The sequence below is a fragment of the Serinibacter arcticus genome, from assembly GCF_003121705.1.
Taxonomy (GTDB): Bacteria; Actinomycetota; Actinomycetes; order Actinomycetales; family Beutenbergiaceae; genus Litorihabitans.
In genome coordinates this window covers 1,719,512-1,744,302 of the sequence record NZ_PYHR01000002.1, presented here as the reverse complement: position 1 = coordinate 1,744,302, position 24,791 = coordinate 1,719,512, and the positions used below count along the sequence as shown (strand labels likewise).

22 protein-coding genes and 1 pseudogene are annotated in these 24,791 nt (G+C 73.8%); 20 read left to right on the top strand and 3 right to left on the bottom strand.

Going from position 1 to position 24,791, the window contains the following annotated elements; genetic code table 11:
- Positions 1–205: 205 nt before the first annotated feature.
- Both C8046_RS08065 and C8046_RS08060 read left to right on the top strand, forming a co-directional pair.
- A complete protein-coding gene (locus C8046_RS08065; protein WP_109228993.1) occupies positions 206–1,663 on the top strand; it encodes an NlpC/P60 family protein in 1,458 nt (485 codons plus the stop codon).
- 58 nt (positions 1,664–1,721) lie between these two features.
- A complete protein-coding gene (locus C8046_RS08060) occupies positions 1,722–2,156 on the top strand; it encodes a DUF6918 family protein (RefSeq protein ID WP_109228992.1) in 435 nt (144 codons plus the stop codon).
- Between the two features lie 122 nt (positions 2,157–2,278).
- Here C8046_RS08060 and C8046_RS08055 read toward each other — a convergent pair whose 3' ends face one another.
- The gene (locus C8046_RS08055; RefSeq protein WP_109228991.1) at positions 2,279–2,797 is read right to left on the bottom strand and encodes an inorganic diphosphatase; all 519 of its coding nucleotides are present in this window, start codon (positions 2,795–2,797) and stop codon (positions 2,279–2,281) included.
- Between the two features lie 203 nt (positions 2,798–3,000).
- Here C8046_RS08055 and dacB point away from each other — a divergent pair, with 203 nt between their 5' ends.
- The 9 genes from dacB (at position 3,001) to C8046_RS08010 (ending at position 13,812) form a co-directional block, all read left to right on the top strand.
- Positions 3,001–4,371, top strand: coding sequence for a D-alanyl-D-alanine carboxypeptidase/D-alanyl-D-alanine-endopeptidase (gene dacB, locus C8046_RS08050; RefSeq protein ID WP_158277168.1), 1,371 nt, complete (start codon positions 3,001–3,003; stop codon positions 4,369–4,371).
- Positions 4,372–4,447: 76 nt separating this feature from the next.
- The gene (locus tag C8046_RS08045; RefSeq protein WP_109228989.1) at positions 4,448–5,572 is read left to right on the top strand and encodes a zinc-dependent metalloprotease; all 1,125 of its coding nucleotides are present in this window, start codon (positions 4,448–4,450) and stop codon (positions 5,570–5,572) included.
- Between the two features lie 28 nt (positions 5,573–5,600).
- On the top strand, positions 5,601–6,593 hold the full coding sequence (gene tilS / locus C8046_RS08040) for a tRNA lysidine(34) synthetase TilS (protein WP_109228988.1): 993 nt from the start codon (positions 5,601–5,603) through the stop codon (positions 6,591–6,593).
- Between the two features lie 106 nt (positions 6,594–6,699).
- A complete protein-coding gene (hpt, locus tag C8046_RS08035; protein WP_109228987.1) occupies positions 6,700–7,269 on the top strand; it encodes a hypoxanthine phosphoribosyltransferase in 570 nt (189 codons plus the stop codon).
- A 201-nt stretch (positions 7,270–7,470) separates the two neighbouring features.
- Positions 7,471–9,501 (top strand): ATP-dependent zinc metalloprotease FtsH, encoded by a 2,031-nt coding sequence (ftsH, locus tag C8046_RS08030; RefSeq protein WP_109228986.1) that lies wholly within the window; start codon positions 7,471–7,473, stop codon positions 9,499–9,501.
- Positions 9,502–9,548: 47 nt separating this feature from the next.
- Positions 9,549–11,096, top strand: coding sequence for a hypothetical protein (locus C8046_RS08025; protein ID WP_146197099.1), 1,548 nt, complete (start codon positions 9,549–9,551; stop codon positions 11,094–11,096).
- A 22-nt stretch (positions 11,097–11,118) separates the two neighbouring features.
- On the top strand, positions 11,119–11,583 hold the full coding sequence (locus C8046_RS08020; protein ID WP_109228984.1) for a DUF3180 domain-containing protein: 465 nt from the start codon (positions 11,119–11,121) through the stop codon (positions 11,581–11,583).
- Positions 11,584–11,647: 64 nt separating this feature from the next.
- Positions 11,648–12,142: a PH domain-containing protein gene (locus C8046_RS08015; RefSeq protein ID WP_109228983.1), complete on the top strand. Its 495-nt coding sequence runs from the start codon at positions 11,648–11,650 to the stop codon at positions 12,140–12,142.
- The gene (locus tag C8046_RS08010; RefSeq protein ID WP_109228982.1) at positions 12,139–13,812 is read left to right on the top strand and encodes a PH domain-containing protein; all 1,674 of its coding nucleotides are present in this window, start codon (positions 12,139–12,141) and stop codon (positions 13,810–13,812) included. Before C8046_RS08015 ends, C8046_RS08010 begins: the two co-directional genes overlap by 4 nt.
- A gap of 92 nt (positions 13,813–13,904) precedes the next feature.
- On the opposite strand, the gene C8046_RS08005 is transcribed toward C8046_RS08010, so the two are convergent.
- Entirely contained in the window at positions 13,905–14,603 is a 699-nt protein-coding gene (locus tag C8046_RS08005) for a DUF805 domain-containing protein (RefSeq protein ID WP_109230832.1), read from the bottom strand.
- A gap of 100 nt (positions 14,604–14,703) precedes the next feature.
- On the opposite strand from C8046_RS08005, the pseudogene C8046_RS08000 reads away from it, so the two are divergent.
- From C8046_RS08000 to C8046_RS07970, 7 genes and pseudogenes are all read left to right on the top strand, one after another.
- Positions 14,704–15,488 (top strand): annotated as a pseudogene (locus tag C8046_RS08000) (response regulator transcription factor).
- A 399-nt stretch (positions 15,489–15,887) separates the two neighbouring features.
- Positions 15,888–17,009 (top strand): sensor histidine kinase, encoded by a 1,122-nt coding sequence (locus C8046_RS07990; RefSeq protein WP_235866225.1) that lies wholly within the window; start codon positions 15,888–15,890, stop codon positions 17,007–17,009.
- Positions 17,006–18,838: a pantoate--beta-alanine ligase gene (gene panC, locus C8046_RS19950; protein WP_109228980.1), complete on the top strand. Its 1,833-nt coding sequence runs from the start codon at positions 17,006–17,008 to the stop codon at positions 18,836–18,838. Before C8046_RS07990 ends, panC begins: the two co-directional genes overlap by 4 nt.
- Before the next feature lie 9 nt (positions 18,839–18,847).
- On the top strand, positions 18,848–20,410 hold the full coding sequence (gene lysS, locus C8046_RS07980; RefSeq protein WP_109228979.1) for a lysine--tRNA ligase: 1,563 nt from the start codon (positions 18,848–18,850) through the stop codon (positions 20,408–20,410).
- Positions 20,411–20,420: 10 nt separating this feature from the next.
- Complete coding sequence (locus tag C8046_RS18650; RefSeq protein ID WP_199224415.1) at positions 20,421–20,579, top strand: hypothetical protein; 159 nt, start codon at positions 20,421–20,423, stop codon at positions 20,577–20,579.
- Positions 20,580–20,688: 109 nt separating this feature from the next.
- Positions 20,689–21,024 (top strand): histone-like nucleoid-structuring protein Lsr2, encoded by a 336-nt coding sequence (locus tag C8046_RS07975; RefSeq protein WP_109228978.1) that lies wholly within the window; start codon positions 20,689–20,691, stop codon positions 21,022–21,024.
- Positions 21,025–21,184: 160 nt separating this feature from the next.
- Positions 21,185–21,922 (top strand): phosphoglyceromutase, encoded by a 738-nt coding sequence (locus C8046_RS07970; protein ID WP_109228977.1) that lies wholly within the window; start codon positions 21,185–21,187, stop codon positions 21,920–21,922.
- Between the two features lie 86 nt (positions 21,923–22,008).
- Here the strand turns inward: C8046_RS07970 and phoU are convergent, their stop codons facing one another.
- On the bottom strand, positions 22,009–22,683 hold the full coding sequence (phoU, locus tag C8046_RS07965) for a phosphate signaling complex protein PhoU (RefSeq protein WP_109228976.1): 675 nt from the start codon (positions 22,681–22,683) through the stop codon (positions 22,009–22,011).
- Positions 22,684–22,860: 177 nt separating this feature from the next.
- On the opposite strand from phoU, the gene C8046_RS07960 reads away from it, so the two are divergent.
- Both C8046_RS07960 and C8046_RS07955 read left to right on the top strand, forming a co-directional pair.
- Entirely contained in the window at positions 22,861–24,093 is a 1,233-nt protein-coding gene (locus tag C8046_RS07960; protein ID WP_109228975.1) for a sensor histidine kinase, read from the top strand.
- Entirely contained in the window at positions 24,090–24,782 is a 693-nt protein-coding gene (locus C8046_RS07955; protein WP_109228974.1) for a response regulator transcription factor, read from the top strand. Before C8046_RS07960 ends, C8046_RS07955 begins: the two co-directional genes overlap by 4 nt.
- Positions 24,783–24,791 lie beyond the last annotated feature (9 nt).

Sequence of the window (24,791 nt, the reverse complement as noted above, 5' to 3'; positions counted from 1 at the left end):
GACGGCGAGGTGCCGCCGTCGTCCGCCCCGGCGGTCGAGCGAGATCGACAGGGAACTACACGCGTGTAATTATTGGGGGCCTGCATGCGGCGTGTTGAATTGACCTCGGAGGGTTTGACACACTCAAGTCGCGGGCTAAAGTCGAGGCTGAGCCTGTGTCCGCATCGTTTCAGCGACACGCCGGACACCGCGAGGAGCCCCACACATGACCGCATCGACGCCCGGACGCGTTCGCGCCCGCGCCGCCGCAGCAGCCCTGGCCGCCGCCCTCGTGGGTCTCGGAGGACTCCTGGTCCCCGCCGGTGCGGCACCGACCGAGGCCGAGCGGGCGCAGGCGCAGTCCGCCGTCGACTCGCAGGCTGGGCGGGTCGCCGAGCTCGAGGGTGACCTCGCCGCGGCGAACACCGCTCTCGCCGATGCCGAGGTCGCCGCCGCCGTCGCCGGGGAGGACTACCTCGCGGCCGAGGTCAGGGCCGAGGAGGCCCGCACGGCCAAGGTCGCTGCCGACGAGGCCGTCGTCACCGCCCAGGCCGAGGCCGACACGGCCAGCGATGCCCTCGCCGCCGTCGCGCTCGCCAGCTACCGCAACGGCGGTGGCGTCGTTCGTCAGGCCCAGATCTTCCTCGGCGCCGACGAGTTCGCCGACGTCCTGCGTCGCTCCGCCGCGATGTCCGTGGCCACCGACGCGGCCGGCACCTCGGTGCACACGGCCCGTGAGGCCCAGAACACGGCCGATGTCGCCGCGGATCGCGCGACCACGGCGCAGGAGACGTTGACCACGCGCGAGGACGCCGCGAAGGAGGCGCTCGCCGAGTCCGAGCGTCTGCAGGAGGACGCCACCGCGCAGCGCGACGCGACCGCCGCCGTCATGACGTCCGCCGTCGCCGAGCTCGCCACGCTGCGCAACCGCAGCATCGAGGTCGAGCGCGCCTACCAGGAGGATCTGCTCGCGCAGCAGCGCGCCGCGGAGGAGAAGGCGGCGCAGGACCGGCTCGCCGCGGCGTCGCGCTCGGTGGCCGCGCCGGCGGCAGCCGCGCCCGCCCCCGCTCCGACGACGAGCGCGCCCGCCCCGACGACGGCGCCCACGCAGGCGCCCACACAGGCTCCCGCGCCCCAGCCCACCCAGGCTCCTGCGCCCCAGCCCACCCAGGCTCCCGCTCCCCAGCCGACGCAGGCTCCTGCGCCCCAGCCCACCCAGGCTCCCGCTCCGGCTCCCGCCCCTGCTCCGTCTCCCACCCCCAAGCCGACGCCGCCCCCGGCCCCCGCCCCGGCGCCGCCGGTCATCGTGCCGCCGGCGACGTCCAAGGGCCAGGAGGCCGTCAACGCGGCCATGGGCAAGGTCGGCCTCGCGTACAAGCTCGGGGCGAACGGCCCCAGCGCCTACGACTGCTCGAGCCTGGTCAAGTACGCGTACTCCACCGTCGGCATCACGTTGCCGCGGGTCTCTCGCGACCAGTGGAAGGCGACCACGCGCATCTCCCAGAGCGAGCTGCAGCCGGGCGACCTGATCTTCTGGTCGAACAACGGGGCTGCGAGCGGCATCTACCACGTGGCGATCTACACCGGCCCCGGCATGAAGGTCCACGCCGCCAAGCCCGGTGTCGGGATCGTCCACGACAAGATCTACTCGACCAACCTCATCGGGTACGGCCGCGTCTCCTGACGTCCGGATCGCTGGTCGCCACGGTCGGCCGGGGTGTCGGCTGACCTAGCATCGAGGCATGACCACGCTCCGCGAGCAGCTCACCGCTGCTGACACCAAGCCCGCCGCCGTCGCCGACCTCGCCGCCCTGATCGACGGCGAGGTCGCGGGGATGAGCGGCCTCACCGGCATCGCCGCGAAGACCGCGGTCAAGGCCGCCAAGGCCAAGCGCCCCGACGTCGTCCAGCGCGGCGCGAACGCCTACCTGGGCACGCTCGCCGACGCGCTCGACCCGTTCTGGACGACCCACCGCGCGCAGGGCGGCACGGACTTCGGCGCCTACGTCGCGGCGAACTCCGACCAGGTGAGCGCCGCCGTCATGGCCGCCATCGAGTCCGAGGTCGGCACCGGCAACCAGCGCTCGATGTTCGACAAGTTCAAGCCGCAGCTCGGCAAGGTGCTCGTCGGAGCCCTGCCGAAGATCGGCGCGCTCGTCCAGAAGCACGCCGGCTGACCACAACCCCCTCGCCGGCGGTGCGCAAACCCCTCGCCGGCGGTGCGCAAACCCCTCGCGGACGACGACGGCCCCGCTCCTGCTGGAGCGGGGCCGTCGTCGTCGCCGGGGGCGAGCGTGGATCAGTGCGGGGCGTTGGCGCCGTGCGCGTGGTGCAGCCCGGCGTCCTTCGCGCGCTGCACGGAGCGCAGGATCTCCGCCTCGGCCTCCTCGCGGCCGACCCAGTGGGCGCCCTCGACGGACTTGCCCGGCTCGAGGTCCTTGTAGACCTCGAAGAAGTGCTGGATCTCGAGGCGGTGGAACTCCGACACGTCGTCGATGTCGTCGCGCCAGCTCGCGCGCTGGTCGCCGACCGGCACGCACAGCACCTTGTCGTCGCCGCCGGCCTCGTCCCGCATGCGGAACATGCCGAGCGCGCGGCACTCGATGAGGCAGCCCGGGAACGTCGGCTCCTCGAGGAGCACCAGGGCGTCCAGCGGGTCGCCGTCCTCGCCGAGGGTGCCCTCGATGAAGCCGTAGTCGTCGGGGTAGCGGGTCGAGGTGAAGAGCATGCGGTCCAGCCGGATTCGGCCCGAGACGTGGTCAACCTCGTACTTGTTCCGGTGACCCTTGGGGATCTCGATCGTGACGTCGAACTTCACCGCATGACCTCTCATCTGTGCTCGGCACTGCCGTCGCCCGCGTCGGCGCCGCGTGACTACTGTGGGGGACAGTCTGACGCACGTCGGGCGCGTTGCACACCGCGCCCCGCAGGTCGGGAGGGACGGGTCCTTCCGACGGCGTCCGCCGCGGGTTCCCCGCGATCGAGTCGAGAGGGGCACGCGTGGGTCGCAGGCGCGTCATCGTGACCGCCGCCACCGTCGTGGCGGTCGTCGGTCTCGGGGCCGGGTACGTGGCCGCCGACGGCGCCGGCGTCGTCCCCGGACCGTTCACCACGGCCGCGCCGTGGCCCACCCCCGAGCCGTTCCCGACGCCGTCGCCCGCCGCGGGCGCTCCCGTCCCGCTGGTCCTGCGCTCGCTGGACGAGGCCGCCCCGACGCCGACGGCCGCGGCACTGCAGAGCGCTCTGGACGCGCTGCGGTCGGCGCCCGAGGTCGGGACCCCGCCGGGCGTGCTCGTGGTCGACGTCGCCACGGGCGAGACCGTCACCGCCGCCGACGAGACGACGGCACGCCTCCCCGCCTCCACCACCAAGGTCCTCACGGCCGCGGCCGCCGTCGCCACCCTCGACCTCACCGCCACCCTGCCCACGACGGCGCGGCTGCAGGGCGCCGACGAGCTCGTCCTGGTGGGCGGTGGCGACATCGCGCTGGCCGCGGGGGCCGGTGACCCGACGGCCGTCGTCGGGCGCGCCGGGCTCGGCGACCTGGCGGCGGCGACCGCCACCGCGCTGGCCGGGCGCGGGGTGACGTCCGTCTCCCTCGGGGTCGACGACTCGCTCTTCGGCGGCGGCCAGCTCGCCCCGGGCTGGTCCTCGATCGACTACACCGGGGGTTTCGTGGCGCCGGTGCAGCCGCTGGGGATCGACGTCGGGCTGATCGCGGGCAGGGACCAGCGCGACACCGACCCCGCCGACTCCGCAGCCCGTGTCTTCGCCGAGGCGCTGCGCGCCCAGGGCATCGAGGTCCGCGAGGGCCCCTCGCGCCGGACCGCCGCCGCCGACGCCACCGAGCTCGCCCGGGTCGAGTCGGCGTCGATCGGCGAGATCCTCGACCTGGCGATGGCCGACTCCGACAACACGCTGACCGAGGTGATCGGGCGGCTGGTCGCCGTCGAGGCGGAGCAGCCCGCGACGTTCGACGGCGCCGCCACGGCGATCCTCGCGGCGATCGCCAACCTCGGGGTGGACGTCTCGGGAACCTCGCTCAACGACGCCTCCGGCCTCTCGTCGAGCAACCGGGTCAGTCCCCGGCTGCTCACCGACCTCCTGCTCGTGGGAGCGACGAACCCGGCGATGCGCGAGCTCGCCCTCTCCCTCCCGGTGGCCGGACTCGAGGGAACCCTCACGAACCGCGACCTCGACGCGGGACAGGTGCGGGCCAAGACCGGCACGCTGCCCGGAGTCGTCAGCCTCGCCGGGTACACCGTCACCGCCGACGGTCGCGCGCTCGCCTTCACGGTGATGGCCGACGGCGTCCCCACGGCGGGCAGCTACGCCGCCCGCCTCGAGGTCGACGAGTGGGTCCGCACGCTGACCGCCTGCGGCTGCTCCTGACGCCGACCCCGACGCCGCCCTCGACGGCGACGGATCGGCACCGTGCGGCCCGACCACCGGCGCTTAGGCTGGGGCGATGACGGACGCGATCGACTGGGACGCCGCGGTGGCACGGGCCGGCAGCCTGGCCAAGGCCGGTCCGCCGATCGACCGGCACGGACTGCTCGAGCTCGTCGCCTCCCTGCGGTCGGCCGCCGTCGACGCCCCCGCCTACGTCGCCGACGTCACCGGTCTGACCGAGGCCGCCGAGATCGCGGCCGAGCAGCAGGCCCTCGTCGTGGACCGGCCGCGCTGGGCCGCCGCGGCCGCCGAGACCTTCGCCCACATGACCGACGGACTGCTGCCGGCGCCTCGGATGCCCGGCGCCGCCCGGGTCGCCGGGGAGCAGCTCGGCTGGGTCCTGGCGCTGCTCGGGACGCGCGTCCTCGGACAGTTCGACCCCTACGTCAGCCCCGAGCCGGGCCGCGGGCGCCTGCTCGTCGTCGCGCCGAACGTCCTCGCGGTGCAGCGCCAGCTCGACGCCGATCCGCAGGACTTCCACCTCTGGGTCTGTCTGCACGAGCAGACCCACGCCGTCCAGTTCGCAGCGGCGCCGTGGCTGGCCGAGCACCTGCGGGGCGCGCTGCGTCAGGTGATCGAGGCCCAGGGCGCCGAGGGGGAGGAGAGCACCGCCTCCTTCCTGAGCCGGCTGCGCGGGGCACTGCGCTCCGACGACGGTGACGGCGAGGTCGACGGCCCCGAGACCGTCGCGCACGACGCCGAGGCCGCGGGCACGCCCGACCCGGACACCGACGCCGGGACCGCTGGTCCCACCGCCCTCCCGGCGATGCTCGACGTCGTCCTCGGTCCTGAGCAGCGCGACGTGCTGTCCAGGGCGGTCGCGGTGATGTCGCTCCTCGAGGGCCACGCCGACGTCGTGATGGACGAGGTCGGCCCCTCGGCCGTCCCGAGCGTCAAGCAGATCCGCGCAGGCTTCGAGAAGCGCCGCGACGAGCGCACGCTGACCTCGATCGTGATGCGTCGGCTGCTCGGGATGGACGCGAAGCTCGCCCAGTACCGCGACGGCGCCACGTTCGTGCGCGGGGTGCGCGGCAGCGTCGGCCACGCCGGGCTCAACGCCGTGTTCGCGGGCCCCGAGAATCTCCCGACCCCGGCCGAGATCACCGATCCGGCCGCGTGGGTCGCGCGCGTCCACGGTTGACCTCCCGCGTGGACCCCAGCGTGGCACCGTGACGGGGCCGCACCCCGCCGTCGCCCGGACCCGCACCGCGGTCAGGGACGAGCTGCGCGACCTGCCCGAGGGCTCCCTCGTCCTCGTGGCCTGCTCCGGCGGCCCCGACTCGCTCGCCCTGGCGGCGGCGACGGCGTTCGTCGCCCCGCGGGCCGGGTTGCGGGCCGGGGCGGTCGTCGTCGACCACGGCCTCGCGCCCGGATCGGCGGACGTCGCCCAGGGCGCCGCCCGTCGGTGCCGGGAGCTCGGGCTCGACCCGGTCCTCGTCGAGCGCGTCGTCGTGGGGCCGGGCGGGCTCGAGGAGCGGGCGCGCGCGGCCCGCCACGCGGCGTTCGACGACGTCGCGGCCCGCACGGGCGCCGTCGCGATCCTGCTCGGGCACACGATGGACGACCAGGCCGAGACGGTCCTGCTGCGGCTGGCGCGGGGGAGCGGCGCCCGCTCGCTGGCCGGGATCCCGCCGCGTCGCGGTCTGGTGCGACGCCCGCTGCTGGGGCTGCGGCGAGCGCTCCTGCGCGAGGCGTGCGCCGCGCAGGGGGTGACGTGGTGGGAGGACCCGGGCAACGCCGTCGACGGGCCGCAGACCACGAGCGCGGGAGCGGCGCTGCCGCGGTCCGCCGTCCGGCACCGGGTGCTGCCGGCGCTGGCCGACGCACTCGGCGCGGATCCGGTCGCGGCGCTCGCGCGCACGGCCGACCAGCTGCGGGCCGACGCCGACCTGCTCGACGTCCTCGCCGCCGAGGCGCTGGAGGCCGCCACGACGCCGTCGGGGCTGGCGGTCGAGGCCCTGCTCGCGGCGCCGCCCGCGCTGCTGCCCCGGGTGCTGCGGACCTGGCTCGTGAGCGCCGGGTCGCCGGCCGGGGACCTCGGGGCGGTGCACCTGGACGCCGTCGCCGCGCTCGCGACGTCCTGGCGCGGGCAGCGCGGCGCCGACGTGCCCGGGGGAGTGCGCGTGGTGCGGCAGGACGGGGAGCTGCGTCTCGACCGCTGAGGTGTCCCGCGCCCCCTGGTGGGCGCGCCCTCGTGTTGGTGGGTCGGCGGGTGCGAGCTCGCCCGGCGGTTGGCCCCCGCCGTCGCGAGTGTGAAACGCTGGAGCCGTGAGCAACCAGGCCTGGAGCTACCCGGAGGTCGGCGGCGACCTCGTCAACATCGTCGTGAGCGAGGAGCAGATCCGGCAGCGCCTGTCGGAGATGGCCGCGGAGATCGACACCGACTACGCCGGTGAGGAGATCCTCCTGGTGGGCGTGCTCAAGGGCGCGGCGATGGTCATGAGCGACCTCATGCGCCACCTGCGCTCCGACGTCTCCATGGACTGGATGGCCGTGTCCTCCTACGGTGCCGGCACCAAGTCCTCCGGCGTCGTGCGGATCCTCAAGGACCTCGACACCGACCTCACCGGCAAGCACGTGCTGATCGTCGAGGACATCATCGACTCCGGTCTGACGCTGTCGTGGCTGATCGAGAACCTGCGCTCGCGCGGGCCGGCGTCCGTCGAGATCGCGACCCTGCTGCGCAAGCCCGAGGCGGCCAAGGTCGAGGTCGACGTGCGCTACCTGGGCTTCGACATCGCCAACGAGTTCGTCGTCGGCTACGGCCTCGACTACGCCGAGCGCTACCGCCAGCTCCCGTTCGTCGCGGTGCTCGCGCCGCACGTCTACGGCGGCTGATCGCCCCTCCGGCCCCCGCCGCCGAGGCCGACAGCTCGCGACGGGACGGGGTGTTCCCGACGGCGACCGGGAACGTTATCGCGCCCGCTCTCGTTCTCCTTCGGTGCAGCGCTGAGCGAACACCGCGCGTCCCGTGACGCGTGGTCGCTTAGAGTCGCTGCAGTATCAGCGATCGGAAGGAAGGGCCGCCAGGCCCGCTACATGAACGTCAAGAAGCTCGCGCGTGGGCCCCTGCTGTGGATCCTGCTCCCCGTCGTCATCCTCCTGATCGGACTGAACTTCCTCCGCGGAGGGGGTGTCCAGACGATCGACACCTCCGACGGCATCGCGCTGCTCGGCGGTGACACCGTCGAGCAGGCCGAGATCACCGAGGGCTACCAGCGCGTCCAGCTCACCCTCACCGAGGCGTTCGAGGACGCCGAGGGCACCGACCGCGGTGAGCGCGTGCAGTTCTACTACGTCACGCCGCAGGCCGACGAGGTCTCCGACCTGATCGCCGCCGCCGAGCCCGACAAGGGCTTCAACTCGGTCGTCCCGTCCACGCCGTGGTGGTCGTCGTTCCTGTCGACCTTCATCTTCCTCGCGATCATCATCGCGGTCTTCTGGTTCGTCATGTCCCGCATGCAGGGCGGCAACTCGAGGATGATGAACTTCGGCAAGTCCAAGGCGCGCCAGGTCAACCGCGAGAACCCCGACGTCACGTTCGCCGACGTCGCCGGCGCGGAGGAGGCCGTCGAGGAGATGCAGGAGATCAAGGACTTCCTCGCCAACCCCGAGCGCTACCAGGCCGTCGGCGCGAAGATCCCGAAGGGCGTCCTGCTCTACGGCGCCCCCGGAACCGGTAAGACGCTGCTCGCCAAGGCGGTCGCCGGCGAGGCCGGGGTCCCGTTCTTCCAGATCTCCGGCTCGGACTTCGTGGAGATGTTCGTGGGTGTCGGCGCCTCGCGCGTCCGCGACCTCTTCGAGCAGGCCAAGGCCAGCGCTCCCGCCATCATCTTCATCGACGAGATCGACGCCGTCGGCCGCCAGCGCGGCGCCGGGCTCGGCGGCGGTCACGACGAGCGCGAGCAGACGCTCAACCAGCTCCTGGTCGAGATGGACGGTTTCGAGAAGAACGCCAACGTCATCATGATCGCGGCGACCAACCGCCCCGACATCCTCGACCCCGCGCTGCTGCGCCCGGGCCGGTTCGACCGCCAGATCACGGTCGAGGCGCCCGACCTCAAGGGCCGCAAGGCGATCCTCGCGGTGCACGCCGCCGGCAAGCCGATGACGGCCGACGTCGACCTCACCACCGTCGCCAAGCGCACCCCGGGCTTCTCGGGCGCCGACCTGGCGAACGTGCTGAACGAGGCCGCGCTCCTGACGGCCCGCTCGCACGCGCAGCTCATCGACAACCGCGCGCTCGACGAGGCCATCGACCGCGTCATCGCCGGCCCGCAGAAGCGCACGCGCCTGATGAACGACGCCGAGCGCAAGGTCACGGCCTACCACGAGGGCGGTCACGCCCTGGTCGCCGCGGCCATGCGCTACACGGATCCGGTCACGAAGGTCACGATCCTGCCGCGCGGCCGCGCCCTCGGCTACACGATGGTCATGCCGGCGGAGGACAAGTACTCCACCACCCGCAACGAGCTGCTCGACCAGCTCGCCTACGCGATGGGTGGCCGCGTCGCCGAGGAGCTCGTCTTCCACGACCCGACCACGGGTGCTTCCAACGACATCGAGAAGGCCACCGCCACGGCCCGCAAGATGGTCACGCAGTTCGGCATGAGCGAGCGCGTCGGAGCGCTGCGCCTGGGCCAGTCCGACGGCGAGGTCTTCCTCGGTCGCGACTACGGCCACCAGCGCGACTACTCCGAGGAGATCGCCGGCATCGTCGACGAGGAGGTCCGCCGTCTCGTCGAGAACGCCCACGACGAGGCCTGGGCCGTCCTGACGGAGTACCGCGACGTGCTCGACACCCTCGTGCTCGAGCTCCTCGAGAAGGAGACGCTGAACGAGGCCGCCCTCGCCGAGGTCTTCGGTCCGGTCGTCAAGCGCGAGCCGCGACCCGTCTGGCACTCCTCGACCGCGCGTCCGGTGAGCAGCCGCCCGCCGGTCTCCACGCCCGCCGAGATCGCCGCCGGCAAGGCCGACGCCCTGCCGCAGGACCAGGCGGCCGCCGCCAGCTCCGAGCACCCGGCCGAGGCGATCGGCGAGCTCCCGCCGGACGCCACGCCCGACGTCTAGGTCGTCCGACCGGTGCCTGGGCGCTCCGCGTGGCTAGGGTGGGGAACGTGACTGACACCTTCCGGATCGTCGGCCTCGCGGGTCGCGGCGTCGTGGCCGCCACCGCGGGCGACGCCGAGCGCTACGAGCCGTTCCTCGCCGATCTCGTGCTGCACGCCGACCACGAGATCGACCTCGCCGCCGCCGCCAGGGCGGCGGCCGAGGCGCTCTCCTGGACCCACCCGTCGCTGCTCGCACGCGCCGAGGGTGTGGCGGGCGCCGTGCGCGACGCGGTCGACGTCGACGCCGTCGAGGTGACGCTGCACCGCCCCGAGGCCTCGCTCGGCGTGCCCGTGCTCGACGTCGAGGTCAGCATCCGGCGCCCCCGTCGCGTGGTCGCGCACGAGGGCGGCGCAGTGGCTGCGGCTGCCACGCCGTCGGTCTCGGCCACGCCCGTCGAGGCTCCTGCTCCGGTCTCCGCCCCGGTGGTGCCGTCGGCGCCCGCGCCGGTTGCGGTGCCCACGCCCGTCCCCGTGGCTCCCGTCCCCCTCGCGCCGGTTCCCGTCGTGGAGCTGGACGCGGACGACGACACCTCGCACCCCGAGGCCGACGCCCTCGAGGCCGAGCCGGCCGCCGTCGAGCCGGTCGAGGACCGCGGTGATCGCGCCGAGCACGACGCCGCCCCCGACTTCGACTCGCTGGTCAGCGGTCGCGGCGTCGCCCAGCACCACGTCCCCGGCACCCTGGCGGGCATCACCGGCGGTGCCCTCGGGGCCGGGGCCCTCGCGGCCGGTGCCACCGCCGCGTCGGCCGCCCCTGCCTCACCCGTTCCCGTTCTCGCACCGAGCGGCGCGACGGCGGGAAGCTCCGACCTCGAACCCGAGGTCGGCTCGCTGCGGGAGGCGGCCGCCGTCGAGCCTGCCCCGGCCGACGAGCTGGCGCCCGCCGACGAGCCCGAGATCGAGCCTGAGATCGACCAGGCCGACCTCGGCACGACCGTCCGCACGCTGCCCCCGGAGATCGCGGACGAGCTTGCGCCCGCCCCTGCCGCCGAGCCCGGACCGGACCCCGAGCCCGAACCGGGCCCCGCCTCCGACCTCGTCCCGCCGACCGCGCTCCAGGCCGTCCAGTCCCGCCGCCCGAGCGTCGATGCCCCGCTGCCCGCCCGCCTCGTGCTGTCCGGCCGCGGCGGTGCCGCGCAGACCGAGCTCGCCGGCACCGTGCGCGCCCTCGGCGCCGCCGCCGGCATCGAGGTGACCGGCGTGTCCCCGCTGGCGCGCACCACGACCCGGGGCGGCGACCTGCACTCCGCCGTCGTCACCGTCCGCACCACGCTCGGCCCGGGTGACCTTGCCGAGGCGATCACGCTCGCGTCGGCGAGCCGGTCCGGCGTCGAGGTCGAGATCCTCACCGTCGGCGACCTCGTCGGCGTCCACGACGGCGTCGAGCTCCCGCTCCCCGGCGTCGACTCGAGCGCCACCGTCCTCGTGCCGTGGGCCCAGCTGGAGCCGCAGGCGATCCTGCCCGGTCTCGGCGGCGGCCCCGTCGTCGTGCTGGCCGAGACCGCGCCCGACCGCGAGCAGGTCCGCTGGCTCGCGCTCGACTGGTACGAGTGACCTCGTCGCGGTCGGCCCTCTGATGGAACGCACCCGGGCGAGCCACCTGCTGGCGATCGCCGTCGTCGGCTTCGTCGTCACCCTGCTCGCGCTGCGGTGGCTCGAGCGCGCGGGACGGACCGTCCCGCCGCCGTCCATCCTCATCGTCCTGCTCGCCGCCTTCGCGGCGATCGTGCTGGCGCTCGGCTGGCGCGTGCGACGGTTCGTGGCCGGCAAGGTCTCGATGGACGCCGTGGCCGCGTCGCGCGTGGCCGCCCTCGCGATGTCGGCCTCCTACGTCGGGGCGCTCGCCGTCGGCGCCGGGCTCGGGCAGACCGCCGCCGTCCTGGACCGGCTCGGGGCCCCCGCGGCCCGCGCCGACGCCCTCGTGGGAGGCGGGACGGCGGCCGCCGCGCTCGCCTGCGTCGTCGCCGGCCTGGTGGCCCAGCACTGGTGCCGCGTGCCCGAGGACGACGACACCCCGGGTCAGGGACCGGCCACGGGCTGAGACGCCGGGGGACTCGCGCCCCCGGGCCCCCACGGGCACGGGCCCACCTGGCACCATGTGGGCCATGAGTCTTCCGCAGCAGGATCCGTTCGAGCCCGACGGCGTGACCTGGGTCCGCGTCTCCGACAAGCTGATCAGGGCGCGCCTGATCACCGCCGCGATCTGGCTGGGCCTCCCGCTCGTCGCCGGCATCGTGCTCGGGGTGATCTTCGGTGGCTGGGTGTGGACGGCGGCCGTCGTCGTGGCCGTGCTGCTCGTGTGGACCGTGTGGCTCGTCCCGCGTCAGGTGCGGGCCGTGGGCTACGCCGAGCGCGACGAGGACCTGCTCGTCCGCAAGGGCGTGCTGTTCCGCACGCTCGTCGTGGTGCCCTACGGCCGCATGCAGTTCACGGACGTCTCCTCCGGCCCGCTGACCCGCGGGCTCGGGATCGCGGAGGTCAAGCTCCACACCGCCTCGGCCAGCACGGACGCCACGATCCCGGGTCTGCTGAGCGCCGAGGCCGCGCGGCTCAAGGACCGCCTCACGCAGCTCGGCGAGTCGCGGCTGGCCGGGCTGTGACCGACGCCGCCCTCCCGCCCGAGCCCGGCCCGGCGGGAACCCCGCCGGTCGACGGGACCGCCTGGCGTCGCCTGCACCGGGTGACGCCGCTCCTGAACGCCTGGAAGATCGCGGCGGCGCTCGTCGTGATCCTCGTGATCCAGGGGCTCGACGACCTGCTCCGCATCGACCTCCCCGTCCTCACGCTCGTCCTCATCCTCGCGGGCGTCATCCTCGTGGCGACCCTCATCGGCCTGACCTACTCCTACTTCGCCTGGCGGCGGACGGAGTACGCGATCACGACCGAGGCCGTCGTCCAGCGCTCCGGGATCTTCTTCCGCAAGGAGCGGGTGGCGCGCCTGACCCGCATCCAGGCCGTCGAGGTCACCCAGCCGATCCTCGGCCGGATCTTCGGCTTCGCCGGCATCAAGGTCGAGTCGGCCGGCGGCGCCGAGGCCAACATGTCGCTGGCCTACCTGACGATGGACGAGGCCAGCGACGTCCGCAACGAGATCCTGGCCCGCGCGGCGGGCGTCGACATCGACTCGGTCGAGGACGCCGACCTCGAGGGCGCCACCTCGCCCGCGGAGGTCGCCGACGCGGTCGTGGGTGCCGACGGCGTGACCGCCCCGGCGGTCGACGGCGCCGCCCCGACCGGCCCGGCCAAACCGGCCAACCTTGCCAACCCGGCCCGCCCGGCCCGCCCGGCCGGCCGGCGACTGGCCCCCGAGGCGCCCGAGCACCAGGTGTTCGCCCTGCCGGCGGGGCGTCTCGTCGGCTCGCTCCTCGCGCACGGAGCCACGGTCGGCGTCGTCCTCGGCGTGACGGGCGTGGTCGTGGGTGGCCTGCTCAGCGGCGGCGGCGAGTGGATCTTCAGCAGCCTCTTCGGTCTCCTCGGCGCCGTCGGCTTCCTGTGGAGCCGGTTCTCCACGGAGTTCAACTTCCGCGTGGCCACGTCGCCCGACGGCCTCCGCGTCCGGCACGGACTGCTGGAGACCAAGGCCCGCACCATCCCGCCGGGGCGGATCCAGGCGCTCACTGTGCTGCAGGGGCCGATCTGGCGCCGCTTCGGCTGGTGGCGCGCCCGGCTCACGCTCGCCTCGCAGGGGACCTCCTCGGACGGCACCGAGACCTCCGACGTCCTCCTGCCGGTGGGATCGAGCGACGAGCTGATCATGCTGATCAGGCTCGCGGTCCCCGAGCTCGAGGACGAGGACCTGCCCGTCCTGCAGGCCGGGCTGACCGGGATCGACGACGGCGAGGGCTGGGTCCCGTCACCGCGTCGCGCCCGGTGGCTCGACCCGATCGCCTACCGGCGCAACGCGTTCCGCGTGCTCGGCAGCGTCATCGCGCTGCGCAAGGGACGCATCTTCCGCGAGCTCTCGATCGTGCCGCACGAGCGCACGCAGTCCCTCGGTGTCACCCAGGGCCCGCTCGAGCGTCGTCTTCGCCTGGTCTCGTTCACGCCGCACAGCTCGGGCTCGATCGAGCCGAGCCTGCCGCACCTGGACGCCGGCGTCGCGGCCCAGCTCCTCGTCGAGCAGGCCGAGCGGGCGCGCAGCGCGCGTCGGTCCGCCGGACCCGAGCGGTGGATGCACCGGGACGAGGCGGCCGACGGGGCGGCGCCCGAGCCCGCGGCCGGGGCGGCCCCGACGGCGTCCGCCGAGGTCGGCGGGCCGCCGCAGCCCTGACCCCTGAGCCCTGACCCCGGCCTCGGGGCCCCGAGCACGACGACGGCCGCCACCCGAGGGGTGGCGGCCGTCGTCGCGCTCGCGTCCCGCCGTCAGTACGGGCGGTCCTGCGGGGGCTGGCCGTAGGTGGGCGCGTCCTGCGGGGGCTGGCCGTACCCGGGTCCGCCCTGCGGCGGGCCGAACGCAGGAGCTCCGTAGCCCGCGGGCCCGCCCCAGCCGCCGGGGGCGAACCCGCCGACCTGGCCGCGCAGGATCGGGTTCACCGCCAGGCTCGGCTGCCCGTTGCGGCTGTCGAAGGCGAACCCGGTCACCGTGCTGTTCTGGCACAGGAACACCAGCAGCACGATGCTGCCGAGGGGGACGAAGGTGATCAGGTACCACCAGCCGGGGCGTCCGGTGTCGTGCAGGCGGCGCACGATGACCGCGAGCATCGGCAGGAAGGTGCCGAGCGTGATGACGAGCAGGAAGAGGCCGGGGATCGCGATGGGCCACGCGCGGTCGTCGGGGATCTCCCCGGTCCTGGGGTCGGTGAGCGACACGCTCAGCACGATGAGCAGCACGTAGAAGACGCCGACACCCAGCACCTGGGCCAGGTAGGCCCACCACATCTCCGACAGGCTCGCGCGGCCCGTGAAGACCGCGTACTTGCGGAAGAAGCGGCTGAGCGCCTGGCGGAACGTCGCCCCGTACAACGGCTGGTCCAGCGGGACGTCGGTGGCACCGGGCCCGGCGGAGTACGCCGGTGGCGGGGTCGGTGCCTGGTACGGGGGAGGAGGGAGGTCGTAGGCCATGACCGACATCATGGCGGAACCCGCTCGGGCGTGGGGCTCACAGGAAGCGCACAGGTGGCACCGAGGAACCGCCGGGGGTGGCGGGAGCATGATGTCTCCCATGTCGACCACGTCCGCCCCCTCGGGCACGCCCACCACCGCCGCGCAGGGCGCCCCCGCCGAGGTCCTCACCCGTCCCGACGGCGGGCCGCTGCGCGTGCTCGTGGTCGACGACGAGGCGAGCCTGCGCGAGCTGCTCGCCACCGTGCTGCGCTACGAGGGCTGGCGCGTGGAGACGGCGCCCGACGGGCACGCCGCGCTCAGGGCGGCGAAGGACCTCGATCCCGACGTCGTCGTGCTCGACGTGATGATGCCCGGCCTCGACGGCTTCGAGGTGCTGCGTCGGCTCCGCGCCACCCACACGGTTCCCGTCCTCTTCCTCACCGCGCGTGACGCGCTCGAGGACCGCGTGCACGGTCTGACCGCCGGCGGCGACGACTACGTCACCAAGCCGTTCAGCCTCGAGGAGGTGGTCGCCCGGCTGCGCGCCCTGATGCGCCGCTCGGGGCGCTCGCGCAGCGGCCGGACGCCGTGCTCGAGGTCGGCGACCTCACGCTCGACGAGGACTCGCACGAGGTGCGTCGCGGCGGCGTCGAGGTCCAGCTGACCGCCACCGAGTTCGAGCTGCTGCGCTACCTCATGCGCAACCCGCGTCGGGTGCTGTCGAAGGCGCAGATCCTCGACCGCGTCTGGCAGTACGACTTCGGCGGCCAGGCCAACATCGTCGAGCTCTACATCTCCTACCTGCGCCGCAAGATCGACGCCGGCCGCGAGCCGATGATCCACACGCTGCGCGGTGCCGGCTACGTGCTCAAGCCCGCGGTGCCGACGGGCCCGACCACGTGACGGCTCGCCCGCTCCGGCTGCGCACGCAGCTCATCGCGCTGGTCGCCCTCGTCGCGCTCCTCGTCGCCGTCATCCTCGGGGTCTTCTCGGCCGTCAGCCTGCGCGCGGAACTCGCGGGGCGGGTCGACGACGCGCTCCTCAGCGCCAGCGAGCGCGGGCGGGGCGCGGGGAGGGCCTCGGCTCCCCGCCGGGGCAGTCCGGCGGCCAGCAGACCGGCTCGACCGACTCCTCGGGCGAGCCGCCCCCTTCCCGTGGGACGACGGCCCGCCCGGGCTCAACGTCCGTGGCCAGGCGGTCGGCACCGTCGTCGTCGAGGAGCGCGACGGCGCCGTCGTCGCCGCGGGCTACCTCGACGACTCGGCCCAGCCGCAGGAGCTCACCCCCGACCAGGCCGGCCAGGTGCTGGCCGCCGGCGCGAGCCCGACCTGGATCCAGATCGACGGCCTCGGCACCTATCGCGCCCTCACCGTCGAGCGGGAGGACGGATCGCGGATGGCGACGGCGCTGCCCTGGAGCACCGCGGCCGCGACCCTGAGCAGCTACGTGGGGGTCGAGGTCGTCGTCGGCCTCGCCGTCGTCGTCGGTGCGACGGCGCTCGCGACCTGGCTTGTGCGCCGCTCGCTGCGCCCGCTCGACCGGGTGGCGCAGACCGCGACCCGGGTCTCGGAGCTGCCGCTGGATCGCGGCGTGGTCGCGATCGACGAGCGCGTGCCCGACGCCGACACCGACGAGCGCACGGAGGTCGGCCAGGTCGGGGCCGCGCTGAACCGGCTGCTCGGCCACGTGGAGACGTCGCTGACGGCCCGGCACGCGAGCGAGCAGCAGGTGCGGCAGTTCGTCGCCGACGCCTCGCACGAGCTGCGCACGCCGCTGGCCTCCATCCGCGGCTACTCCGAGCTCGTGCTCCGCCACGGCGACCTGTCGGCGGACTCGACGCACGCCGTCACCCGGGTCGCGTCCGAGAGCCGCCGCATGCAGGCGCTCGTGGAGGATCTCCTGCTCCTCGCCCGGCTCGACGCCGGCCGCGAGATCGTCGAGTCGGACGTCGACCTCGTCGCCGTCGCTGCCGACGCCGTCTCCGACGCCCACGCCGCCGGTCGCGACCACGTCTGGCGCCTGGACCTGCCCGAGGACGGCGGGCTCGAGGAGCTGCTGGTTCGCGGTGACGAGGCGCGACTGCGCCAGGTGCTGGTCAACCTCCTCGCCAACTGCCGCGTCCACACCCCCGCCGGTACCACGGTCACGCTCGGCCTCGACCGCACCGACGCCCACGTCAGGATCACGGTGCGCGACGACGGCCCCGGCATCCCGGCCGACCAGCAGCCCGGCATCTTCGACCGGTTCTCCCGCGGTGACGCGGCGCGCGGCGGTGGCGACGGCGCCGCACGCTCGACCGGCCTCGGCCTCGCGATCGTCGAGGCGATCGTCACCGCCCACGCCGGCACGATCACCCTCACCTCGGAGCCCGGCCGCACGGAGGTGACGGTCCTGATCCCCGCGAGCGCGAGAATGGTGGGGTGAACTCTCAGCGGCCGGGACGGCTCAGCGTCGGGATCGTCGGAGCGGGCAGGGTCGGGGCGGTGCTCGGCAGCGCGCTCCGCCAGGTCGGCCACGAGGTGGTCGGGGCCAGCGGCGGCTCGCCCGACAGCCTCGACCGCATCGACACCCTCCTGACCGGCGTCCCCGTGCTCGACATGGTCGACGTCGCGCGCGCCAGCGACCTCGTGCTCCTGACGGTGCCCGACGACGCGATCACGTCCGTCGCCGCCTGGATCGCCGCCCAGGGCGGGTTCCGGCCCGGGCAGATCGTGCTGCACACGAGCGGTCGGCACGGCGTCGAGGTGCTCCGGCCCGCCCTCGAGGCGGGGGCGATCCCGCTCGCCGTCCACCCGGCCATGACCTTCACCGGCACCTCACTCGACCTCTCGCGGCTCGAGGGCGCCCCGTTCGCCGTCACCGCCCCGGCGCCCGTCCAGCCCATCGGGCAGGCGCTCGTCGTCGAGATCGGGGGCGAGCCGGTGCTCCTGGCCGACGCCGCCCGCGGCGCGTACCACGCGGCCCTCAGCCACGCGAGCAACCACCTCGTGACGCTCCTGGTCCAGGCGCGCCGGGTGCTCGAGGAGGCGGGGGTCGACGACGGCGCCCGGCTCCTCGGTCCGCTCACCCGGGCCGCGCTCGAGGGGGCGCTCACGGCGGGGGAGCAGGCGCTCACCGGCCCGGTCAGCCGGGGCGACGTCGGCACGGTGTCCGGCCACCTCGACGCCCTCGCGGGCACCGACGACGCGCTGGCGACCGGCGCCGCCTACCGCGCCCTCGCCCGCTCCACCGCGCTGCTCGCCCGGGAGGCCGGACGCATCTCGGACGACCGGGCCGCCGAGCTCGAGCGCCTGCTGCGCGAGCACCCCGGCCCCGCGCTGCCGGCGGCCGTCGCGACCGCCGCGGGCACCGCCGTCGTCCGCACCCGTGCCGACCTGCGGGCGGCGCGGGCGCGCCTCGGCGGCCGGGTCGCCGTCGTCATGACGATGGGGGCGCTGCACGAGGGCCACCTCGGGCTGGTCCGGGCCGCCCGCACGGCCGCCGACCACGTGATCGTGACGATCTTCGTCAACCCGACCCAGTTCGGGGACCCGCGCGACCTCGAGGCCTACCCGCGCACGCTCGAGGGCGACCTCGCGGCACTCGGGAGCCTCGGCCCCGACGCCCCCGACCTCGTCTTCGCCCCCGGCGTGGCGGAGATGTACCCCGACGGCGTGGGGGAGCGCGCGGCCGGCGTCGTCGCCGGCCCCGTGGCCAGGCGGTACGAGGGGGCGTCCCGGCCCGGGCACTTCGACGGCGTGCTCACCGTCGTGGCCAAGCTGCTCCACCTCACGCAGCCCGACGTCGCGGTGTTCGGGGAGAAGGACGCCCAGCAGCTCGCCGTCGTGCGCGGGATGGTCGCCGAGCTCGCGATGCCGCTGTGGGTGCTGGCCGCCCCCGTCGCCCGCGAGGCCGACGGGCTGGCGATGTCCAGCCGCAACGCGCGGTTGACGCCGTCGGGCCGCGAGCAGGCGCTGGCCCTGTCGCGCTCGGTCGTGGCCGCGCGACGCATCGCCGGCGCCGGGGGCGACGTGACCGCCGTGCTCCGCGCCGCCCGCGCCGAGGTGACGGGCGTCGACGGCGTCGCGCTCGACTACGCCGATCTCGTGACCCCGACGACGTTCCTCCCGGCCGGTCCGGACGAGGCCGGCGAGCTGACCTACGTCGTGGCCGCCGTCGTCGACGGGGTGAGGCTCATCGACACGACCCCGCTGGTGGTCGGCGGCGCCGTCGGCCGCGACGACGCGGGGGAGCCCGACGTCGCCCCTCGGTAGGATCTGGGGGTGACCGACACGCCCAGCCCCCTCCCGTCCGCCCCCGACGACGCCGAGGGCGTCGACGCCGTCGAGCTCGAGCTCGGCGCCGATCCCGAGCAGGTGCGGGTGCGCAAGGACAAGCGTGAGCGGCTGCTGGCCGACGGCGTGGAGCCGTACCCGGTCGAGGTTCCGGTGACGACGACGATCGCCGCCGTCCGCGCGGGGTACGCGCACCTGGAGCAGGGCGAGGAGACGGACGACGTCGTCGGCGTCGCCGGCCGCGTGGTCCACCTGCGCAACACCGGCAAGCTCTGCTTCGTCTCGATCGCCGACGGTTCGGGCACCACGCTGCAGGCGATGCTGTCGCTGGCCGAGGTCGGCGAGGAGCGGCTCGCCGCGTTCAAGACCGACATCGACCTCGGCGACTTCCTGTTCGTCTCGGGCCGCGTCATCAGCTCGCGACGCGGCGAGCTCTCGGTCATGGCCACCTCCTGGACGCTCGCGTCCAAGGCGCTGCGCCCGCTGCCGACGCTGCACAAGGAGACGAGCGAGGAGACGCGGGTGCGTCGTCGCTATCTCGATCTCATCGCCCGTCCCGACGCGCGCGACATGGTGCGCATTCGCGCGGGAGTGATGCGTTCCCTGCGCGAGTCCTTCCACGCGCGCGACTACGTCGAGGTCGAGACCCCGACGCTGCAGACGCTTGCCGGTGGCGCTGCCGCGCGTCCTTTCGTCACGCACATGAATGCGTTCGACGTGGACCTCTACCTGCGTATTGCCACGGAGCTGTTCCTCAAGCAGGCCGTGGTCGGCGGGGTCGATCGCGTGTACGAGATCGGTCGCAACTTCCGCAACGAGGGCGTCGACTCCTCCCACAGCCCGGAGTTCTCCGCGATGGAGGCCTACGAGGCCTGGACGGACTACGACGGCATCGCCGCGATGACCCAGGGGCTCGTGCAGGAGGCGGCCCAGAACGTCTTCGGCACGACGACGGTGACGCTCGCCGACGGCACGCCCTACGAGGTCGGCGGCGAGTGGGCGCAGATCTCGCTCTACGACTCCGTCTCGCACGCGCTGGGCGAGGAGATCACCCCCGAGGTGCCGCTCGCCGATCTGCACCGTCACGCGGAGAAGCTCGGACTGGACGTCTCGGGCAAGGCGCCGACCCCCGGGAAGGTCGCCGAGGAGCTGTTCGAGCACCTCGTGGGCGACCACCTGGTGGCGCCCACGTTCGTGCGGGACTTCCCCGTCGACACCTCGCCGCTGACGCGCGCGCACCGCAGCAAGCCGGGCGTCACGGAGAAGTGGGACCTGTACATCCGCGGTTTCGAGCTCGCGACCGGGTACTCCGAGCTGATCGACCCCGTGGTCCAGCGCGAGCGGTTCGAGGCGCAGGCGCTGCTCGCGGCCGCGGGCGACCCCGAGGCGATGCTCCTGGACGAGGACTTCCTGCGGGCCGTCGAGCACGCGCTCCCGCCGATGGGCGGGATGGGCATGGGCGTGGACCGCCTCCTCATGGCGCTCACGGGTCGCGGGATCCGCGAGACGATCCTGTTCCCGCTGGTGAAGCCGTCCGCGGGCCGGGCGTAGGCTGAGCGGCATGTCGGACTTCTGGGCGAATCTCGGTGCGCTGGTGCCGTCGATCGGTGTGCTCGCGCTGTTCGGAATCGTCGTCCGCTCGATGATTCAGGCCGATCGCAAGGAACGCGCACAGCGACTTGCGCAGGAGCAGCAGCTGCGTCGGGAATCACAGCAGTAATCGAGAACTGACGATTTCCTAGCAATCTCTGATTGACAATGGTGTTTTCACTTGGCAGTGTGGTGCCGCATTCCGGGTTTCGCCGGAATGCGGACAGGAGGAAAACTTCATGGTGCAGAGAGTGAGCGTTGTCCTCGTGGACGACATCGACGGCGGAGACGCCGCCGAGACGGTGAGCTTCGGACTCGACGGAGCGAGCTACGAGATCGACCTCTCGGACGCGAACGCAGCCAAGCTGCGTGACGCCCTGGCCCCCTGGGTCGGCGCGGGTCGCCGCTCCGGCGGTCGCAAGCAGGCCACGGCCGCCCCTCGAGGCCGCGGCCGCGCGAGCCGGTCCTCCGACGCGTCGACCATCCGGTCGTGGGCGGCGGAGAACGGCCACACGGTCAGCGAGCGGGGCCGGATCCCGGCCGAGGTGCGCGAGGCCTACGAGGCTGCGCACTGACGAGCCCCGACCAGCACGGCACCGCCGTCGCACAGTTCCACCGAAGGCCCGCACCGGTAGGTGCGGGCCTTCGGCGTCCCCGCCCCGATGACGTCACCCGGGGGTGCCCGAGGAGCAGAAGGGCCCTGCACGCGTCGCCGTCGTGCGCCATGATGGAGGCATGACCTACACCCTGGTACTGCTCCGCCACGGCGAGAGCGAGTGGAACGCGAAGAACCTGTTCACCGGCTGGGTGGACGTGGCCCTGTCCGAGAAGGGCGTCGAGGAGGCCAAGCGCGGCGGTCGCCTGCTGGCCGAGGCCGGCATCCTCCCGGACGTCGTGCACACGTCGCTCCTGCGCCGCGCGATCACGACGGCGAACCTCGCCCTCGACTCCGCCGACCGCCACTGGATCGAGACCAAGCGCTCCTGGCGCCTGAACGAGCGTCACTACGGTGCGCTCCAGGGCAAGGACAAGAAGCAGACGCTCGAGGAGTACGGCGAGGAGCAGTTCATGCTCTGGCGCCGCTCCTACGACGTCCCGCCGCCGGACATCGAGCTGGGCTCGGAGTACTCCCAGGACAGCGAGGCCCGCTACGCCGGTGAGCCGATCCCGCGCGCCGAGGCCCTGGCCCAGGTGCTCGTCCGTGCCCTGCCCTACTGGGAGAGCGCCGTCGTGCCCGACCTGAAGGACGGCAAGACCGTCCTGGTGGCCGCCCACGGCAACTCGCTCCGCGCGATCATCAAGCACCTCGACGGCATCGACGACGCCACGATCGCCGGGCTCAACGTCCCCACGGGCATCCCGCTGGTGTACGAGCTCGACGAGAACCTGGTGCCCGTCAAGGCCGGTGGCACCTACCTCGACGCCGACGCTGCCGCCGCCGCGATCGCCGCCGTGGCCAACCAGGGTCGCTGACCCCGCGCCACGACCGACCGCACGCACGACGAAGGCCCCGTCCGGGTGGACGGGGCCTTCGCCGTACGCGGGGAGTGCGGGAGGTGTCAGCTCTGGACGGCCTCGACGTGCGCGCTCGGGTCGCCGGTGACGAGGAACATGATGCGGCGCGCGACCGACACGGAGTGGTCGCCGAAGCGCTCGAAGTAGCGGCCCAGGAGCGTGATGTCCACGAGCTGCTGCGCCGTGAGGCCGGTGACGTCGGCCGACGGCGCCAGCATCAGGCGGAAGGTCTCCTTGTGGAGGGCGTCGAGCTTGTCGTCGTCCTCGAGCACACGGGTCGCCAGCGCGAGGTCGTGGCCCTCGAGGAGGTCGACGACGTCGTTCGCCACGGCGTTGACCGCCGTGACGACCTGGTCGAAGAGGTCCTTCGCCATCGGCGGCAGGGCGAGGTCGGGGTAGCGGCCGCGGGCGACGTCGGCGACGTGGCGGGCGAGGTCGCCCATGCGCTCGAGCGTCGCGGAGAGCCGCAGGCCGGTCACGACGATGCGCAGGTCCGTCGCGACGGGCTGCTGGCGGGCCAGGAGGGTGACGCACTGCGCCTCGAGCGAGTCGTGCACCTGGTCGATCTCGTGGTCGGAGGCGATCACGCGCTCGGCGCGGGCCAGATCGCCGTTCTGAAGCGCCGCCGTCGCGTCGGACATCGCGGTGCGCACCTTCTGTGCCATCAGGACCAGGTCGTCGCCCACCTGCTCCAGGTCCTGCCGAAAGATCTCCCGCACCGTGTGCTCCTCAGTTCGTGTCCGGCCGTGCCGGTCGTGCCTTCCGCCAGAGACTGCCACGCCGATGCTGTCACAACCGGACGAGGAGGTGAACGACGGGTGATGCCGGGATGAACACCCGCCGCGCGGCGCGGACCCGGTCTGCGGTCGGTGCGGCGCGGTCGTAGGGTCAGGGTCGTGAGTGACTCGTTGGGCATCGTCACCGCAGTGCTGCTGGCGCTGCTGGTGATCGTCGTCGGCGTCCTCTCGTTCCGGCTGAGCGAGCGGGCCCAGCGCTCGTCCCAGGAGCGGGGGAGCGCGGACGCCGACGTCGGCAGCGACCTGTCGAGCCTGCTCGCGCACCTCCCCTCCACCTCGGTCGTGCTCGGGCCCGACGACGAGGTGCTGCGGGCCAGCGCCCCCGCCCACGCCCTCGGGATCATCCGCGGTGGTCGCCTCGCGCACGCCGAGCTCGTCGGGCTGGTCGTGGAGGCGAGGCTCGAGGGTGGGTCGCGAGCGGTCCAGCTGTCGCTGCCCCGCGGACCCGCCGTCGGGTCGGGCCGCTTCGTCGCCTCGGTCCAGGTCGTCTCGCTGACGCGGGGCCGCGTCCTCATCCTCGCGGAGGACCGCACCGCGCAGATCCGGCTCGACGACGTGCGGCGGGACTTCATCGCCAACGTGTCCCACGAGCTGAAGACCCCGGTCGGGGCCATCGCCCTCCTCGCCGAGACGATCACCGACGCGGCCGACGACCCCGAGGCCGTCCGGACCTTCGCCGAGAGCATGGGACGCGAGTCCCGTCGGCTGTCCGGCCTGGTGCAGGACATCATCGACCTCTCGCGGCTGCAGGACGCCGACGTCCAGCTCGAGGCGCGGAGCGTGCTCGTCGACGACATCGTCGACGAGGCCGTCGAGCGTGCCGGGGTCGAGGCGCGAGCGCGCGACATCGCCATCCGCGCCGGCCGGGGCGGCGACCTCGCCGTCCACGGTGACCCGGCGCTGCTGGTGACCGCCCTGCGCAACCTGCTCGACAACGCGCTGCGCTACTCGGAGCCGGGGACGCGCATCGCCGTCGCCGTGCGGCACGGTGAGGACGACCTGGTCGAGATCGCCGTCGTGGACCAGGGGATCGGGATCGACCCGACCAACCTGCCGCGGGTGTTCGAGCGCTTCTACCGCGTCGATCCCGCCCGGTCGCGCCAGACCGGCGGCACCGGCCTCGGTCTGTCGATCGTCAAGCACGTCGCCGCCGACCACGGCGGCGAGGTCACGGTGTGGTCGACGCCGGGCCGCGGCTCGACCTTCACCCTCCGCATCCCCGCGGCCCGTCCCACCGACCCCTCCTCCGGCGAGGACGCCCCGGCGTCGACCGCCGACGCGACCACCGGCACGCTCGTCACCGGGCGCCACCGAACGGAAGGACCCGCATGACCCGCATCCTGCTCGTCGAGGACGAGGAGTCCTACCGCGCCCCGCTGGCCTACCGCCTCGAGAAGGACGGTTTCGACGTCGTCCAGGCGGCCTCGGGCACCGAGGCCGTCGAGCTCTTCGGTCAGGGCGGCGCCGACCTCGTCCTGCTCGACCTGATGCTGCCCGGCATGGACGGCACGGAGGTGTGTCGCGAGCTGCGACGCACGAGCGACGTCCCGGTCATCATGCTGACGGCGAAGGACGACGAGATCGACAAGGTGGTCGGCCTGGAGCTCGGCGCCGACGACTACGTCACCAAGCCCTACTCCTACCGCGAGCTGCTCGCGCGGATGCGGGCGGTGCTGCGCCGGCGGGGCGAGCTCGTCGGCGGCGAGGGCGAGGAGGCGGCGGACGTGATCAGCGTCGGGCGCATCGTCATGGACACGCAGCGTCACGAGGTGAACGTCGACGGCGAGCTGGTGGCCGTGCCGCTGCGGGAGTTCGAGCTGTTGGAGATGTTCCTGCGCAACCCCGACCGCGTCCTCACCCGGGGGCAGCTGATCGACCGCATCTGGGGGGCGAACTACGTCGGCGACACCAAGACGCTCGACGTCCACGTCAAGCGGCTGCGCTCCAAGATCGAGAGCGACCCCAGCCAGCCGGCCGTCCTCGTGACGGTGCGAGGGCTCGGCTACAAGCTCGTCACCTGAGCCACGGAC